This window comes from Pantoea sp. PvP021 (assembly GCF_054056055.1).
On sequence record NZ_JBSRXX010000006.1, the window covers coordinates 46,107 to 61,521 of the forward strand.

15 protein-coding genes are annotated in these 15,415 nt (G+C 57.8%); 9 read left to right on the top strand and 6 right to left on the bottom strand.

What is annotated here, in order from left to right:
* The first annotated feature begins 51 nt into the window (after window positions 1-51).
* A complete protein-coding gene (gene xylR, locus ACVKSX_RS16195) occupies window positions 52-1,230 on the top strand; it encodes a D-xylose utilization transcriptional activator XylR (protein WP_010258893.1) in 1,179 nt (392 codons plus the stop codon).
* Window positions 1,231-1,288: 58 nt separating this feature from the next.
* On the opposite strand, the gene ACVKSX_RS16200 is transcribed toward xylR, so the two are convergent.
* The 5 genes from ACVKSX_RS16200 to ACVKSX_RS16220 all read right to left on the bottom strand — a co-directional run bounded on the left by ACVKSX_RS16200 (window position 1,289) and on the right by ACVKSX_RS16220 (window position 5,558).
* Window positions 1,289-2,422 carry an ROK family protein gene (locus ACVKSX_RS16200; RefSeq protein ID WP_010672193.1) on the bottom strand — a complete coding sequence of 378 codons (1,134 nt, stop codon included), beginning with the start codon at window positions 2,420-2,422 and terminating at the stop codon, window positions 1,289-1,291.
* Between the two features lie 305 nt (window positions 2,423-2,727).
* Complete coding sequence (gene dnaC, locus ACVKSX_RS16205) at window positions 2,728-3,468, bottom strand: DNA replication protein DnaC (protein ID WP_354439236.1); 741 nt, start codon at window positions 3,466-3,468, stop codon at window positions 2,728-2,730.
* Window positions 3,468-4,004, bottom strand: a complete 537-nt coding sequence (gene dnaT / locus ACVKSX_RS16210; protein WP_010258900.1) for a primosomal protein DnaT — start codon at window positions 4,002-4,004, stop codon at window positions 3,468-3,470. Before dnaT ends, dnaC begins: the two co-directional genes overlap by 1 nt.
* A gap of 111 nt (window positions 4,005-4,115) precedes the next feature.
* Window positions 4,116-4,796 (bottom strand): hypothetical protein, encoded by a 681-nt coding sequence (locus tag ACVKSX_RS16215; protein WP_010671597.1) that lies wholly within the window; start codon window positions 4,794-4,796, stop codon window positions 4,116-4,118.
* A gap of 75 nt (window positions 4,797-4,871) precedes the next feature.
* A complete protein-coding gene (locus ACVKSX_RS16220) occupies window positions 4,872-5,558 on the bottom strand; it encodes an autotransporter (RefSeq protein WP_052270967.1) in 687 nt (228 codons plus the stop codon).
* A 153-nt stretch (window positions 5,559-5,711) separates the two neighbouring features.
* On the opposite strand from ACVKSX_RS16220, the gene ACVKSX_RS16225 reads away from it, so the two are divergent.
* The 8 genes from ACVKSX_RS16225 to ACVKSX_RS16260 all read left to right on the top strand — a co-directional run bounded on the left by ACVKSX_RS16225 (window position 5,712) and on the right by ACVKSX_RS16260 (window position 13,958).
* The gene (locus tag ACVKSX_RS16225) at window positions 5,712-6,278 is read left to right on the top strand and encodes a DNA-3-methyladenine glycosylase I (RefSeq protein ID WP_187507112.1); all 567 of its coding nucleotides are present in this window, start codon (window positions 5,712-5,714) and stop codon (window positions 6,276-6,278) included.
* Between the two features lie 110 nt (window positions 6,279-6,388).
* A complete protein-coding gene (locus tag ACVKSX_RS16230; protein ID WP_010258904.1) occupies window positions 6,389-7,051 on the top strand; it encodes an OmpA family lipoprotein in 663 nt (220 codons plus the stop codon).
* A 323-nt stretch (window positions 7,052-7,374) separates the two neighbouring features.
* A complete protein-coding gene (locus ACVKSX_RS16235) occupies window positions 7,375-8,400 on the top strand; it encodes a LacI family DNA-binding transcriptional regulator (protein WP_163762556.1) in 1,026 nt (341 codons plus the stop codon).
* 139 nt (window positions 8,401-8,539) lie between these two features.
* Window positions 8,540-9,289, top strand: coding sequence for a hypothetical protein (locus ACVKSX_RS16240; RefSeq protein ID WP_010671601.1), 750 nt, complete (start codon window positions 8,540-8,542; stop codon window positions 9,287-9,289).
* A 9-nt stretch (window positions 9,290-9,298) separates the two neighbouring features.
* Window positions 9,299-10,264, top strand: coding sequence for a sugar kinase (locus ACVKSX_RS16245; RefSeq protein ID WP_010671602.1), 966 nt, complete (start codon window positions 9,299-9,301; stop codon window positions 10,262-10,264).
* A 32-nt stretch (window positions 10,265-10,296) separates the two neighbouring features.
* Complete coding sequence (locus ACVKSX_RS16250; protein WP_010258909.1) at window positions 10,297-11,577, top strand: MFS transporter; 1,281 nt, start codon at window positions 10,297-10,299, stop codon at window positions 11,575-11,577.
* Between the two features lie 74 nt (window positions 11,578-11,651).
* Complete coding sequence (gene ghrB, locus ACVKSX_RS16255; protein ID WP_010671603.1) at window positions 11,652-12,626, top strand: glyoxylate/hydroxypyruvate reductase GhrB; 975 nt, start codon at window positions 11,652-11,654, stop codon at window positions 12,624-12,626.
* 81 nt (window positions 12,627-12,707) lie between these two features.
* Window positions 12,708-13,958, top strand: a complete 1,251-nt coding sequence (locus tag ACVKSX_RS16260) for a valine--pyruvate transaminase (protein ID WP_010671604.1) — start codon at window positions 12,708-12,710, stop codon at window positions 13,956-13,958.
* Here the strand turns inward: ACVKSX_RS16260 and ACVKSX_RS16265 are convergent.
* On the bottom strand, window positions 13,955-15,406 hold the full coding sequence (locus ACVKSX_RS16265) for an aminotransferase-like domain-containing protein (protein WP_010671605.1): 1,452 nt from the start codon (window positions 15,404-15,406) through the stop codon (window positions 13,955-13,957). The genes ACVKSX_RS16260 and ACVKSX_RS16265 overlap by 4 nt on opposite strands.
* Between the last annotated feature and the right edge of the window lie 9 nt (window positions 15,407-15,415).

Below are 15,415 nucleotides of genomic sequence, written 5' to 3' on the forward strand. Positions count from 1 at the left end.
CCTTTCAGCCGTGTTATGCAATGCGCTGAGGATTTAAGGGAACGCGCCATCATGCATGAGAAACGCTATCGCATTACCCTGCTGTTTAACGCCAACAAAGTGTATGACCGTCAGGTTGTGGAGGGCGTCGGTGAGTATCTGCAGGCGTCGCAGACTGACTGGGATATCTTCATCGAAGAAGATTTCCGCTGCCGCATCGACAACATCCGGGAGTGGCTGGGCGATGGGGTGATCGCCGATTACGACGATCGCTCTATCGAAACCCTGCTGTCGAATGTTTCCGTGCCGATTGTCGGCGTTGGCGGCTCTTATCATCGGCAGGAGGATTATCCGCCGGTGCACTACATCGCGACTGACAACGCCGCGCTGGTGGAGAAAGCCTTTCTGCATCTGAAAGAGAAGGGCATTAATCGCTTTGCCTTTTATGGTTTACCGGCCTCCAGCGGCAAGCGCTGGGCACAGGAGCGTGAACAGGCGTTTCGCCAGCTGGTGGGACGTGAGCGCTATCAGGGCGTGGTCTACCAGGGCATGGAAACCGCGCCGGAAAACTGGCAGCACGCCCAGAACCGTCTCGCCGACTGGCTGCAGACGCTGCCGCCGCAAACCGGCATTATCGCCGTCACGGATTCACGGGCGCGACACCTGCTGCAAGCGTGCGAACACCTGAAAATACCGGTGCCGGAGAAGCTTACGGTGATCGGGATTGATAATGAGGAGCTGACCCGCTATCTGTCACGCGTGGCGCTCTCGTCCGTGGCGCAGGGCTCGCGACAGATGGGCTATCAGGCGGCCAAACTGCTGCATCGGCTACTGGATAAGCAGCCCTTACCGCTTCAGCGTATCCTGGTGCCGCCGGTGAAAGTCATCGCCCGGCGCTCTACCGACTTCCGCTCGCTGCGCGATCCGGCGGTGATTCAGGCGATGCACTACATCCGCTTCAACGCCTGTAAGGGGATCAAAGTGGAGCAGGTGCTGGATGCAGTCGGGCTATCGCGCTCTAATCTGGAAAAACGCTTTCGGGATGAGACCGGCGACACCCTCCATGCGATGATCCACCGTGAAAAACTGGAAAAAGCGCGCGAACTGCTGGCCTCTTCATCGCTCAACATCAACGAGATCTCGCAGATGTGCGGCTATCCTTCGTTGCAGTATTTCTACTCGGTCTTCCGCAAAAGCTACGACACCACGCCAAAAGAGTATCGCCAGCATTTTGGGGAGAATGTGTTGTAGCAGGAAGCGTTCAGTCTGAGGTGGATGGATACCGGATGAATCAGGGCGGCTTGAGCCACTAGATCATCCGCTGCTCACTCTGCTCCAGCACCGCCAGCGCCAGCCCGTTGGCCGGATCGATCCGTTGCTCAGGAAAGTGCAGCAGGGTATGTGCGGCGGTAAAGGCCAGCGCGTTGCCGTGTGCGGTAGTGCGCACCGCCTTGCAGAAGACTTCACTGGCGTTCCACGGACAATCAATGATGATGGTGGCGGGATTGAGCAGCAGCATAATCTGACTCAGCGCCGCACCCAGATAGCCACCCGCCTGCGCCATCACCTCATCCACCACCCGTGGCGCGCTGTCGCGGTTCTGCCAGCTCAGGCCAGGCTGACGCTGCGCCAGCTGCTGTTTAACCGCAGGCTGGCTGACCAGCGCTTCCAGGCAACCGCGGCGGCCGCAACTGCAACGCGGGCCGTCGGGCTGGACAACCAGATGTCCCGCCTCGCCCGCCGTCCAGCTGTGCCCGGTAAAGACTTCACCATGCTGTACCAGTGCGCCGCCAATTCCCTCGGAAATACGCAGATAAAAGTGACCGCTCTCCACTGATAATCCACGCAGCTGTACCGCCAGCAGCGCAGCGGCTTTGACATTATTCATAATGCGGATGGGGAGACTGACGTGCTTACTCAGCGCGCCCAGCAGGTCAACATCCTGCCATTCGAGGGGCAATGAAATATGCATCCAGCCGCGCCGGGGATCGACGATACCGGGAAAACCCAGGCCAATGCCGAGCAAATCAGGATAGCTTTTCATCAGTTCCCGGCACAGCATCGCCAGCTCAGCCAGCAGTCGGGTCGGGTTACTGGTATCGGTGCGCAGCGTCTTTTCAGCCAGCACCTGTGAAAAATAGTCGCAGACCCGCCAGTGGATGACGTTGCGTTCCACCATGATGCCTGCGCTCTTGAGTTTTTCCGGTCGCAGGGTAATCCCGATTTTAGGCCGTCCGGCGGAAGCGACGCTGACCGGCCCCAGCTCCTCTATGAGGCCCTGCTCCAGCAGGTCATCAATGATTAATGAGACGGTATTTTTGCTGAGTGTCAGCGTCTCCGCCAGATCCTGACGCGACGTCACGCGCAGCTTACGCAGCTGAGTCATCACCCGTTTCTGGTTATTCAGTCGCAGTAGTGCCGGGCCTTTGCCGTTCGTTTTCATTACGGGTTCACTCAACAGAGGAGTAAGAATTGAGTGTATCAGCCCATACGTATTCCACATCCCACACTTTTGCGGGCGGTTTCACACAACCCGATCGCCTGTGGCTAAGATCGTGACCGCGATCAGATCGTGGGATTAATGCTGGGTTTTCTGCTGCACCAGTGGCCGGACGTCGGAATGATCCTGACTCAGCGCGTCCGGCTGCGCCGGGCATGGGCGGAAAGGCAAAGGCGGTATAGCTCGTCGTTATGACGAGGGGCTTCAGGCCCGATGAGCGCAGTGACCCGGCGCTGCCGGGTCACTGTTTAATATTCGTCGCCGCGTACCCGACTGCGATAGCTTTCCCAGTCGAAGCGCACCCACAGGCTGTTGCCAAGGCGCATACGGTCCATGACACGTTCGCCCAGCAGCGTATTCATGCCCGCATGGTCGAGGTTAGATAACATGCCGGTCGGGCGTTTCGAGGAGGATCGGCGATCGACAATCTGGTTAATAATCACTTTTTCGTAGCGCGATTCACTCTGCATACCGATCTCATCAATCACCAGCAGATCAACACTGCTGAGATCCTGAATCAGCCGCTCTTCGGTAATGCCGCTGCTGCCGCTGAAGGTGCCCTTCATGCTCGACATCAGATCGGCAACCGTCACGATCAGCACGCTTTTACCGCGCAGGATCAGGTCGTTGCCAATCGCGGCGGCCAGATGGTTTTTACCGGTGCCGGGACGGCCTGAAAAGACAAAACTGGCGATGCTGCCATCAAATTCAGCGGCATACTGACGCGCCAGTTCCAGCGCCTTGCGCTGTCCCTCATTCTCTACCCGGTAATTATCAAATGAGCAGTTCATATGCAGCTCGCGAATGCCGGAACGGCCCATTACGCGCTGCATTTTCATTGCGCGATTCTCACGCACAATCGCCTCTGATCGCAGGCGACCCTGCTCCTGATTCCACGCCAGCAGCTCTTCGCCATTGGCAAATTTAGGATGGGTGCCTGCGGGCATCATTTTTTTCAGACGGTTAAAGAGATCGTTTGGCGTTTTCATCATTCACCTCGGAAACCATCGGGAATGGTACGGTCAGGATCGGGCAACTGCGTGATATCACGCTTCGGTTGCCCGCCGTTTGCGGCACGGTTCATCTGAATGCTGCGTGCCAGTTTCTGTTGCCACTGTACATGATGGAACATCCGGCCTTCCGCCTGCCAGTAAGCCACAAAGGCCGCCAGCTCGCTGGGGGTCACCGGTTCGCCCAGCGACACACCCCAGATCGCGGCCTGGCGCGTAAAGTCGGCATCCGGCTGCCAGCCCTGATACATGGCGAACTTACCTGCCGGCGTATGGATCGCGGCGGGGGAATCGTCATACAGGCTGTCATCCAGCGCCACATCATTAGGCTGCCGGGCGGCGGCTTCCAGCGCCAGCAGCTCAGCCAGACGCTTAGGTGTGATGGCGTACATCACCGGCGCATAATTATCTAACACCGCCAGCGTGCCCTTTTCCGCCTGCTGCAGGGCAGTCAGCGGATCCTGTCGGAAGGCATCCAGGCCAATGAGCGTTGAAGTTAAGATTTTAGCTGACATGAAAAGACCTGAGGTTAACGAACACCTTGCGCCGGGAACCCGTCGCCGACGCAGAAGTGTTTATTGTACCTTTTTTAATGATGCGGATCGCTTAAAAAGCAAGAGTGCGGATCAGTGCGAAGTGACCGGAGAAGTGGCGTGACGGGCCGGTGCAGATTCGGTGGCGTGCACGCTGACGGCCGCGGCGGCCGGACGGGTCTGCCATAGATAGCGAACCGAGGCCAGCCAGCACAGGCCGTAACCCAGCAGTTCGGTGCCCTCTTCGGCCATGTTTTTCACCACGCGGTTGTAATCCCCCAGCATCAGGTGCTGCCACAACGCATGAATACCAAACAGTCGTGAGAAGACCAGCACCACTAAAAAGCCGGAGGCCATCACCGGCCAGCTGCGGTGCTGCAGCAGCCTGGCCAGCGCATGCAGGGTTTTTTTCGGCGTCCGCAGCGCGACGGCCAGACAACCGGCCGTCACCGCCAGGGCGAACCAGATCCAGCTGCCATGCTGGATGGCATCAAACACAAAGTCGAGCTCACGGATCAGCATACAGCTATAGAAGCCCGCCACTAAGGTCAGCGCGCCGCGCTGAGCCGGACGGCGCTGGGCCGCAATAAAGAACAGGGCGGCAATCACCGCCAGCATGATTTCCTGGGTGGTTTCAGTAAAAGAGGTTTCGTGCAGCGCATCATTCATCCAGGCCACATCAATATAGATGGGCAATATCATCAGAGCGAGAAAGAGTGCTGCCAGTATGAAGACCGTCATTTCACGGCCAATAATTGTCAAATCGTTGCGCATAGTGTTACCAGTATAATGATTAGCGGACTCATTATATTTTAAACGCCCGATTCCCTTTCTCTTTTCATGCCCCGGTCAGAAGCTGGCGCTGAAGCCAAAGGTATAAAGTTGCTGCTCCTGGTTATTCAGCGCTTCGCTTTGTGAAAACGCGGCGAAAGCCGCCAGATTATCGTTCAGAGGCACTTGTGCACCGATGCTCAGATCGATGCCTTCGGACTGATCAGTGCCGTTCGTCGCCTCACGCCGGGAATTCTGCGGCGTGTCTGCCAGCAGATAGTGATAACTCAGCTGCGCCCAGGGCGATATCCATCCCTGCTGTGAATCGATGCGCCAGCCGACGCTGGCGCTCTGCTCACGACTCTGTTGATCGCTGTAGTCACATTGCAGACAGTTCATCTGCTGCGGATCAACGGCATACTGCGCCACCGGCCCGGTGGTAAATGACGGGGCAATGGGCAGGTCAACCCCAGCCCGATAGCGTTTTCCCAGCGGGGTGGTGCCTACGCTGCCGGTTTCACTGTGGACGGCGATGGGTGACGCGGTGGGAGAGTTGATGGCGGCTTCAAACAGGGCGCGGCTCTCATCGCTGAAGGCGAGTGGCGTCAGGGCGATCTTCTCCGCCAGAATCGTATCGTAGTCGGGCAGAAAGTCGGGATGTTGAGGCGCAGAGATGCCGCCGCGCGCAAAAGTCGGTTGCGTTAAGATTAACAGCCATACAGCACAGCAGATCCGCAGACCTTTCCAACCGCTTCTCGGCAACATCGCTTCTCCAGGCAAGGCTGAAGTTATTATCCGGCGTTTAAATTAAATTTCGGCCCGTCTCTGTTATTTAACCGGTGATCGTTTAACTATCAACCGATTAATTCTAAGATCAAGCGGACCGCTAAAATATTCTTGTTATAAAGGAACAAAGCGATGCAACGATGTGGTTGGGTAACGCAGGATCCCCTCTATCTGGCTTATCACGACAGGGAGTGGGGTGTGGCACAGAGAGACAAGCGTGCGCTGTTTGAGATGCTCTGTCTGGAAGGACAGCAGGCGGGGTTATCCTGGATTACCGTGCTGAAAAAGCGCGAAAACTATCGGGCGGCGTTTCACCAGTTTGATCCGCAGGCCATAGCGTTGATGGATGCGGCAGAGATCGACACGCTGATGCTCAACAGCGGCATTATCCGCCACGCCGGAAAAATCGCGGCGATTATCGCCAACGCCCGTGCTTATCTCCAGATGGAAGCGCAAGGCGAGGATTTCAGCCACTTCGTCTGGCAATTTGTCGATAACGTGCAAATCGTCCACCATTATCCTGACTATAGTCAGGCTCCCACCACCTCAGAGCAGGCCATTGCGCTCTCGAAGGCGCTAAAGCAGCGTGGTTTCAAATTCATCGGCCCCACAATCTGCTACTCCTTTATGCAGGCCTGCGGGCTGATAAACGATCATCAGAGCAACTGTTTTTTCCATCCTGACAACCAAAAGGCGTAATTCCCGCTAAATCAGGATTTTTCCTCACTACATTCCCGGCCACCAGGCGGCATAATCGTGCCACTTATGGGAAAGGTTTTCCCCTGTGTGTCGAATGTAAGGGAACAAAAATGCAGAAGAAATTAATCGCCATCACCTTGTTATTAAGCGGCAGTCTGGCCCTGCCAGGTTGTACCACCAATCCTTACACCGGCGAATCTCAGGCGGGTAAGTCAGGTGTGGGCGCAGGCCTGGGTGCGTTAGTGGGTGCCGGTGTCGGTGTACTCTCCTCGTCGAAGAAAGATCGCCGTAAAGGTGCGCTGATTGGTGCTGCTGGCGGAGCCGCACTGGGCGGTGGCGTGGGTTACTACATGGATGTGCAGGAAGCGAAACTGCGCGACAAGATGCGCGGAACGGGCGTCAGCGTGACCCGTAATGGCGATAACATCGTCCTGAATATGCCAAACAATGTCACCTTCGACTCCAGCAGCAGCAATCTGAAACCTGCCGGCGCGAACACCCTGACAGGTGTTTCAATGGTGCTGAAAGAGTATCCGAAAACCGCGGTAAACGTAGTGGGTTATACCGACAGCACCGGCACCCGCGCGCTGAACATGCGTCTGTCACAGCAGCGTGCTGAAAGCGTCGCCAGCGCGTTGATCGTGCAGGGTGTTGCCAGCGATCGCCTGCGCACCCAAGGTGCAGGCCCGGATAACCCGGTTGCCAGCAACAGCACCGAAGCAGGCAAAGCGCAAAATCGTCGTGTTGAGATCACGCTCAGCCCGCTGGGATAAACGCGGTCGCCCCCGCCCGGGGGCGCCTTTTTTCTGTAAAGCATCGCGTTAAAAGTATCTGTAATGTTTCTGCGAATAGAGCCAGCAGAGGCTTTATGGTAGCCTGATCAAAAATTGATCAATGGACGCCTTCCTATGTCTCTTAAAGCCATCAGGCCGGTGAACAGGTGGCTGAAATGGTCATCCGGCTGATTGATGGCGCACCGTCGGAAACGTTACAGACCCTGTGGCAACCCTGGCTGCAATTACCTGCGTAGCGCTTTTTTGCGCCGGGCTTTGCTTGTGCTAGTCTCTGCCGGGTTTCTTATTACGCAGGATATCTCATGAAAATCAGGCCGCCTCGCGCCACCATCAGCGATGTTGCTCACGCGGCACGAACCGGTAAAACCAGCGTTTCACGCTATCTCAATGGTGAACTGCATCTGCTCTCTGCCGGTCTGAAAGCGCGGATCGAACAGGCTATTGCTGATCTCAGCTATCGCCCGAGTCAGATGGCGCGTGGCCTGAAGCGCGGACGTACCCGCCTGATCGGGCTGATTATCGCCGATATCACCAATCCCTATTCTGTTGATGTCATGAGCGGTATTGAAGCCGCCTGCCGCGAGCAGGGCTTCACGCTGCTGATGTGTAATACCAATAACGAAGTGGATCTGGAGCAGCACTATCTGCAATTGCTGAGCAGCTATCAGGTTGAGGGCATTGTGGTTAACGCCGTCGGGATGCGCGAAGAGGTGCTGAACCATCTGCAACAATCCCTGCTGCCGATGGTGCTGATTGACCGTAAAATCCCCGATTTTCCCTGCGATGTGGTGGGCCTGAATAACGCCGAGGCAGCTGAAACGGCAACGCGGCATCTGGTCGACAATGGCTATGATGCGCTGCTGTTTCTTAGCGAGCCGCTGGGCAGCGTCAACACGCGCCGTGAGCGCCTGCAGGCCTTCCGCCAGCTACTGGCAGAGCATCCGCAGGTTGAGCATGAGAATACGGAAGTGGCGCTGCATCAGCCCGCCGCGCTGGATCAGGCGCTGCTGGCCTTTAATCAGCGTCACACCGGTAAACGTTGCGCAGTGATGGTTGCCAACGGGGCGCTGACCCTGCAGGTAGCGCGATCGCTACAGCGACTCAATCTGCACTGGGGCCGCGATATCGGCCTGCTCGGTTTTGACGAACTGGAGTGGGCGGCGCTGGCCGGTGTCGGTATCACCACGCTGAAACAGCCCACCTGGCAGATTGGCTACAGTGCGCTGGAACGACTGATTACGCGCATCGAAGGCAGCGGATTGCCGGTTGCCGAGCAGGTCTTTTCTGGCGAACTTATCGTTCGCGGCTCCAGCCAGCCTCTTAACTGAATTTCAGATTTAACCTTCCGTTTACGTGCTCGCTTCGTGAGCACGATCATAATTTCACAGTTTGCTGCTTTGCTTTGGAACCGGTTCCATTTAGGGTTTTTGTATTCGTTATGGGCAGAACCCTGCCATGGAGTAGAACATGAAACCTGACATCATCGTGGTGACCGCCGCATATGGCCACTCACAGATCGCCGCTCTCGGCGGTCAGCGTGCGCTGCTGCCGATTATCCAGCAGGCGGGCGCAGACGGGGTCGAAATCCGCCGCGAACTGCTTGATGACGCGGCGCTGGCCGATCTGCCGGCACTGGCCCGGGCGGTGGCGCAGCATCAGCTGCACAGCAGCTATTCGGTGCCCGATACGCTGTTTTGTGACGGCGGCGAAATCAATCCCCGTATAACCCACTACGTTGAAGAAGCACACCAGTTAAACGCTCAGCGGCTGAAAGTGGCGCTGGGAGAGTTCACCGGTGCGCTGCCTTGCGAAGCGTTGCAGGCGCTGCTGGCGGATCTGCCATTTCAGCTGACGGTAGAAAACGACCAGACTGAGCATGGCCGACTGGCTCCGTCAGTTGCCTTTTTCACGGCGGTCAGGGAAGCGGATCTGCCGATCAGCATGACCTTTGATATGGGTAACTGGTGCTGGACCGGTGAGGATGCCGATCAGGCGGCGCAACAGCTGGCTGCGCAGGTGGGCTATGTGCATGTCAAAGCCGCCGTGGCGCACCAGGATAGCTACCGCGCGATTGCGCTGGATGAGGCTGATGACCACTGGCGCACACTGCTGCAACAGTTGCCCGCACAGGCACCGCGCGGTATTGAATTTCCGCTGGAAGGCGACGATCTGACTGCGGTGACACGCCACTACGTGTCGCTGCTGCGTAACGTGTAAGGAGTGAAGATGACCACGCATCACACTATGCATCACAACGGTCCGCTTGATGTTGTCACTATCGGTGAAGCGATGGCGATGTTCATCGCCCGTGAAACCGGCGACCTGGCCGCAGCAGAGACCTTTGTTAAACGCGCGGCGGGCGCTGAACTCAATGTGGCGACCGGCCTGGCTCGTCTTGGCCTGAAAGTGGGCTGGGTCAGTCGTATTGGCGATGACGCTTTTGGCCGGTTTATCTGCCAGCAGCTGGAAAAAGAGGGTATCGACCACGCCCGGGTGACGGTCGATAAGCGCTATCCCACCGGTTTTCAGCTCAAGTCCAAAGTCGACGACGGCTCTGATCCGCTGGTGGAATATTTTCGTAAAGGCTCGGCGGCCAGCCATCTGTCGGTCGACGATTTTGACGCGGACTATTTTGGTTCGGCGCGACATCTGCACCTGAGCGGTGTGGCGGCGGCGCTGTCAGAGAGTTCGCTGGAGCTGCTGAAGCACACCGCCAAAGAGATGCGTGCGCGCGGTAAAACTATCTCGTTTGATCCTAACCTGCGGCCGGTGCTGTGGCGCAGCGAAGAGGAGATGCGTAAGCAGCTCAATCTGCTGGCGGAGTATGCCGACTGGGTACTGCCGGGCGAAAAAGAGGGGCTGATTCTGACCGGCTATCGTCAGCCAGAAGCGATCGCGGATTTCTATCTCGATAAGGGCGTGAAAGCGGTCGTGATTAAAACCGGTTGTGACGGTGCCTGGTATAAAACGGCGCAGGGCGAGCAGGGCCAGGTTGAGGCGATAAAAGTCGACAACGTGGTGGATACCGTAGGCGCCGGAGACGGCTTTGCCGTTGGCGTCATCAGCGCCCTGCTGGAAGGTCAGTCGTTGCCGCAGGCGATTCGTCGCGGCAACAAAATTGGTTCGATGGCGATTCAGGTCATTGGTGACAGCGAAGGTCTGCCGACGCGTCAGCAACTGGGCGACGTGTAGTTCGCGCCCCTCTACAGTCACAGGAGTTCCCGATGAAAAAGCAGACAATCGCGCCAAAACGCTGGTGGTTCATCATGCCCATCGTGTTTATCACCTACAGCCTGGCGTATCTCGATCGTGCAAATTTTAGCTTCGCTTCTGCTGCCGGGATTAATGACGATCTCGGCATCACCAAAGGTATGTCCTCGCTGCTGGGTGCGCTGTTCTTCCTGGGTTACTTCTTTTTCCAGATCCCGGGTGCAATTTACGCCGAACGCCGCAGCGTCAAGAAACTGATCTTCTGGTGCCTGATCCTGTGGGGCGGCTGTGCCTCACTGACCGGCGTGGTCAGCAACATTCCGATGCTGGCGGCCATTCGCTTTATTCTGGGCGTGGTGGAAGCCGCGGTGATGCCCGCGATGCTGATCTACATCAGCAACTGGTTTACCAAGTCGGAACGTTCACGCGCCAATACCTTCCTGATCCTGGGTAATCCGGTCACGGTGTTGTGGATGTCGGTCGTGTCAGGCTATCTGATCGAATCGTTTGGCTGGCGTGAGATGTTTATCTTCGAAGGGATTCCGGCGGTGGTCTGGGCGATCGCCTGGTGGTTCCTGGTGCAGGATAAGCCGGCGCAGGCGCGCTGGATGAGCGATGCCGAGAAAGCGGCATTGCAGGCTGAACTGCAGAAAGAGCAGGAAAATATTAAAGCGGTGCGCAACTACAGCGAAGCGTTCCGCAACCGCAACGTGATCATTCTCTGCCTGCAATATTTTGCCTGGAGCATCGGCGTCTATGGCTTTGTGCTGTGGCTGCCGTCGATTCTGCGTAATGGCACGCAGATGGGCATGGTAGAGGCGGGCTGGCTCTCCGCAGTGCCTTATCTGGCGGCGACCATTGCGATGGTGGTGGTCTCCTGGGCGTCGGATAAAACCCAGAACCGTAAGCTGTTCGTCTGGCCGCTGCTGCTGGTGGGCGCGCTGGCGTTCCTGGGCTCTTATCTGGTGGGATCGAACAATTTCTGGATGTCCTACACCCTGTTAGTGATTGCCGGTGCCGCGATGTATGCGCCTTACGGGCCGTTCTTCGCCATTATTCCTGAGATGCTGCCACGCAATGTCGCCGGTGGCGCAATGGCGCTGATCAACAGTATGGGTGCGCTGGGGTCGTTTATCGGTTCATGGATTGTCGGCTATCTTAATGGAGCCACCGGCAGCCCGTCCGCGTCCTACATCTTTATGGGATCGGCCCTGCTGGTTTCGGTGTGGCTGACGCTGATTGTGAAACCGGCGCAGAACAAAGCGCCGCCGCTGCAGGGTGCGAAACCCGCCTGAAAGCGTAAACGTTAGCCTCTATTTCTCCGGGCGGCCTGCAAGCCGCCCGCTACTTATTGACCGGGAGCCACCGAATGAAACCCGCTGTAATTCTCTATAAAAAACTGCCCGACGATCTTTATGCTCGCCTGGCTGAACAGTGTGACGTGACGGAAATCAGCGATCTCTCGCCGGAAAGCCAGCAGGAACATGCTGCGGCGTTCCAGCAGGCAGAAGGTCTGCTGGGATCGGGCGGTAAAGTGAATGGCGAGCTGCTGGCGAAGATGCCCAATCTGCGCGTCTGCTCCAGCGTCTCTGTAGGCTATGACAATTTTGATGTGGATGCGCTGAATCAGCGTCACGTGGTGCTGATGCACACGCCGACCGTGCTGACCGAAACCGTGGCGGACACCATGATGGCGCTGGTACTGAGCACCGCGCGTCGGGTGCCGGAACTGGATGCCTGGGTCAAAGCGGGCAACTGGCAGAAGAGCATCGGTCCGGCGCAGTTCGGCATCGACGTGCACCATAAAACGCTGGGTATTCTCGGCATGGGACGTATCGGGATGGCGCTGGCGCAGCGCGCCCACTTTGGCTTCGGCATGAAAATCCTCTACAACGCCCGCCGCGAGCATGAAGAGGCGCAGTCGCGCTTTGGCGCACAGCGCTGTGAACGGGAGGCGCTGCTGAAGCAGAGTGATTTCGTCTGCATCAGTTTGCCGCTGACCGAAGAGACGCACCATCTGATCGGTGCCGCCGAGCTTGAACTGATGAAGCCGGATGCGGTGCTGATCAACGCCGGTCGCGGGCCGGTGGTGGATGAGAATGCGCTGATCGCCGCGTTGCAGGCGGGCAAACTGCATGCCGCCGGGCTGGATGTGTTTGAGCAGGAGCCGGTCTCTGCCGACTCTCCGCTGCTGTCGCTGCCCAATGTGGTGACGCTGCCGCATATCGGTTCTGCCACCCATGAAACCCGCTACGGCATGATGCAGGATGCGGTAGAAAATCTCCTCGCTGCACTCGGCGGAAGCGTCGAGAAAAACTGCGTGAACCCGCAGGCGCTGAAGTAATCCCCTCGCCTTTCCATTGCGCCCGCCCATGGCGGGCGTTATGGTGGACCCCCGATTCGCTATCACAAATATTTAACCGCTATGTCTTTTTCTCAGTTCGGCGACAAATTTACCCAACATTCCGGCATCTCACGTCTGATGGAAGATATGGGCGCGGGCCTGCGAACGCCCGGCACCATCATGCTGGGCGGCGGTAATCCGGCGCAGATCCCGGCCATGAACGACTACTTTCAGCAACTGCTGCAGCAGATGCATGAGGAAGGCAAACTCAGCGAGGCGCTGTGCAATTACGACGGCCCGCGCGGAAAAGCGACGCTGCTGGCGTCGCTGGCCGGGCTGCTGAGCGATCAGCTTGGCTGGCCCATCACCGCACAGAACATTGCGCTGACTAACGGCAGCCAGAGCGCCTTCTTCTATCTGTTCAATCTGTTCGCCGGTCGTCGGGCCGATGGCAGCAAAAAGCGGGTGCTGTTCCCGCTGGCGCCTGAGTATCTGGGCTATGCGGATGCCGGCCTGGAAGAGGGGCTGTTTGTGTCGGCGAAGCCGAACATTGAGCTGCTGCCGGAAGGTCAGTTTAAATATCATGTCGATTTTGAGCATCTGCCGATGAACGAAGAGGTCGGGCTGATCTGCGTATCGCGCCCGACCAACCCCACCGGCAACGTGATCACCGATGATGAACTGATGCAGCTCGATGCGCTGGCACAGCAGCATGACGTGCCGCTGCTGATCGACAATGCCTATGGCGTGCCGTTCCCCGGCATCATCTTCAGCGAGGTGCGCCCGCTGTGGAACCCCAACATCATTCTCTGCATGAGTCTGTCGAAGCTCGGCCTGCCGGGTGCGCGTTGCGGCATCATTATCGCTGACGAGAAGACCATCACCGCGCTGAGCAATATGAACGGCATCATCAGTCTGGCGCCCGGCAGTATCGGTCCGGCCATTGCCAATGAGATGATCCGTCGCGGCGATCTGTTGCGGCTCTCCGAAGAGGTGATTAAGCCGTTCTATCAGCAGAAGGTGCAGCAGACCATTGCGATCCTGCGGCGCTATCTGCCGGAAGACCGCTGCCTGATCCACAAGCCGGAAGGGGCGATTTTCCTCTGGCTCTGGTTCCGCGATCTGCCGATCACCACCGAATTGCTTTATCAGCGGCTGAAAGCGCGCGGCGTGCTGATGGTGCCGGGCCACTTCTTCTTCCCGGGACTGGAACAGGCGTGGCCGCACACCCATCAATGTATGCGGATGAATTACGTGCCGGATGCAGAGAACATTGAGCGGGCGGTGCAGATTCTGGCGGAAGAGGTTGAGAACGCCTGGCGCGACAGCTAATCCTGCGAATCGGTTAACGACAGCTGGCACCACTGTGCCAGCTGCTGAATCGCCTGTTCCACCTCTGCATTCCAGCCAAAACCGGCATTCAGCCGGAAACAGTGATCGTAGCGCTGGTCGGTGGCAAAAATGTGGCCCGGCGCAATGCCGATGCCCGCGTTGCGCGCTTTCAGAAACAGCTCGCGCACGTTCAGCGCCTGTCGGGGCATCTCAACCCACAGCACATAGCCTCCTTCCGGATCGGACACCCGGGTTCCCGCCGGAAATTCCCGCAGCACCGACTGACGCATTTCACGGATTTGTCGTGCCAGCTCACGCCGCAGCTTACGCAGATGAGCATCATAGCCGCCGCTGCGCAGCAGTTCCGCCACCGCCGCCTGCGACAGCACCGAGGTGCCCATGGTTGAGGTATATTTCAGTGAGGCGATTTTGCGCATGTAGTTGACGCTGTGAACCCAGCCAATACGAATGCCTGGCGCCACGGTTTTAGAGAAGCCGCTGCAGAGAATGGCGTTGGGGCTGAAGGCGCGCATCGGGAAAGGGCGGCGTTCACCGAAGGCAGTATCGCCAAAAATATCATCCTCAATAATCACCACGTCGTTTTCATCCGCCTGCCGCGCAATATAGGCCTTATGCTCATTGGGAATGCTTTTTCCCAGCGGATTGTTGACGTTGCACAGGGTGAGAAAGACCCGCACTGCCTTGCGCTGAAACAGCCCGGTGAGCTTCGCGACATCGACATACCCTTCCGGCCCGGCTTCCACTTCAATCACCCGTAAATTGAGGTTATGCAGCATCTGCAGCAGCACGAAATAGCAGGGTGATTCCACGGCGACCACATCGCCCGGCTGGGTCGTGGCGCGCAGCGACAGCGAGATCGCCTCAATGCAGCCGTTGGTGATCAGAATATCGTCAGCGCTGATATTACAGCCGTAACCCACTGCCCGACGGGCAATCTCTGTTTTCAGCGGCGCATAACCGGTGCCCTTCACCGTATTCCCGAGCAGGGCCGGTTTGCTGTAGCCCATCTGACGCATCAGCAGGCCGATGCGCTTGACCGGATAGAGTGCGCTGTCACCGTTGGCCAGATCGAGACGCACCCGGCAGTCTGAGCCAAGCATCGCCAGATGGAGTTCTGTCTGCTCATCAAGCGGCGCAATGGCGCGCGGCTGTTCACTGACGGCGGGCAGCTGACGGGAAGAGGGCCGCTGCGGGGCAACAAAAAAGCCCGATTTGGGGCGGGCAACGGCGTAGCGCTCATCTTCCAGCGTGCGCAGTGTCTTCAGGGCGGTGGTAAGGCTGACATTGTACTGCGTCGCCAGCGTGCGCACCGACGGCAGACGGCTGTCAGGTGCCAGCGAACCGGCATGAATGGCCTGCTTGATCTGTTCTGCGATCTGGCGGTAACGACTGCTCTGACTCTCCTGTTCCCCGATAATATCGGCCATCTGTTCCAC

Excerpts from the sequence above, each read along its gene's own strand:
- xylR (WP_010258893.1), top strand. The coding sequence starts at position 52 with ATGCATGAGAAACGCTATCGCATTACCCTGCTGTTTAACGCCAACAAA.
- ACVKSX_RS16200 (WP_010672193.1), bottom strand. The coding sequence starts at position 2,422 with ATGAAAACGAACGGCAAAGGCCCGGCACTACTGCGACTGAATAACCAG.
- dnaC (WP_354439236.1), bottom strand. The coding sequence starts at position 3,468 with ATGAAAACGCCAAACGATCTCTTTAACCGTCTGAAAAAAATGATGCCC.
- dnaT (WP_010258900.1), bottom strand. The coding sequence starts at position 4,004 with ATGTCAGCTAAAATCTTAACTTCAACGCTCATTGGCCTGGATGCCTTC.
- ACVKSX_RS16215 (WP_010671597.1), bottom strand. The coding sequence starts at position 4,796 with ATGCGCAACGATTTGACAATTATTGGCCGTGAAATGACGGTCTTCATA.
- ACVKSX_RS16220 (WP_052270967.1), bottom strand. The coding sequence starts at position 5,558 with ATGTTGCCGAGAAGCGGTTGGAAAGGTCTGCGGATCTGCTGTGCTGTA.
- ACVKSX_RS16225 (WP_187507112.1), top strand. The coding sequence starts at position 5,712 with ATGCAACGATGTGGTTGGGTAACGCAGGATCCCCTCTATCTGGCTTAT.
- ACVKSX_RS16230 (WP_010258904.1), top strand. The coding sequence starts at position 6,389 with ATGCAGAAGAAATTAATCGCCATCACCTTGTTATTAAGCGGCAGTCTG.
- ACVKSX_RS16235 (WP_163762556.1), top strand. The coding sequence starts at position 7,375 with ATGAAAATCAGGCCGCCTCGCGCCACCATCAGCGATGTTGCTCACGCG.
- ACVKSX_RS16240 (WP_010671601.1), top strand. The coding sequence starts at position 8,540 with ATGAAACCTGACATCATCGTGGTGACCGCCGCATATGGCCACTCACAG.
- ACVKSX_RS16245 (WP_010671602.1), top strand. The coding sequence starts at position 9,299 with ATGACCACGCATCACACTATGCATCACAACGGTCCGCTTGATGTTGTC.
- ACVKSX_RS16250 (WP_010258909.1), top strand. The coding sequence starts at position 10,297 with ATGAAAAAGCAGACAATCGCGCCAAAACGCTGGTGGTTCATCATGCCC.
- ghrB (WP_010671603.1), top strand. The coding sequence starts at position 11,652 with ATGAAACCCGCTGTAATTCTCTATAAAAAACTGCCCGACGATCTTTAT.
- ACVKSX_RS16260 (WP_010671604.1), top strand. The coding sequence starts at position 12,708 with ATGTCTTTTTCTCAGTTCGGCGACAAATTTACCCAACATTCCGGCATC.
- ACVKSX_RS16265 (WP_010671605.1), bottom strand. The coding sequence starts at position 15,406 with ATGGCCGATATTATCGGGGAACAGGAGAGTCAGAGCAGTCGTTACCGC.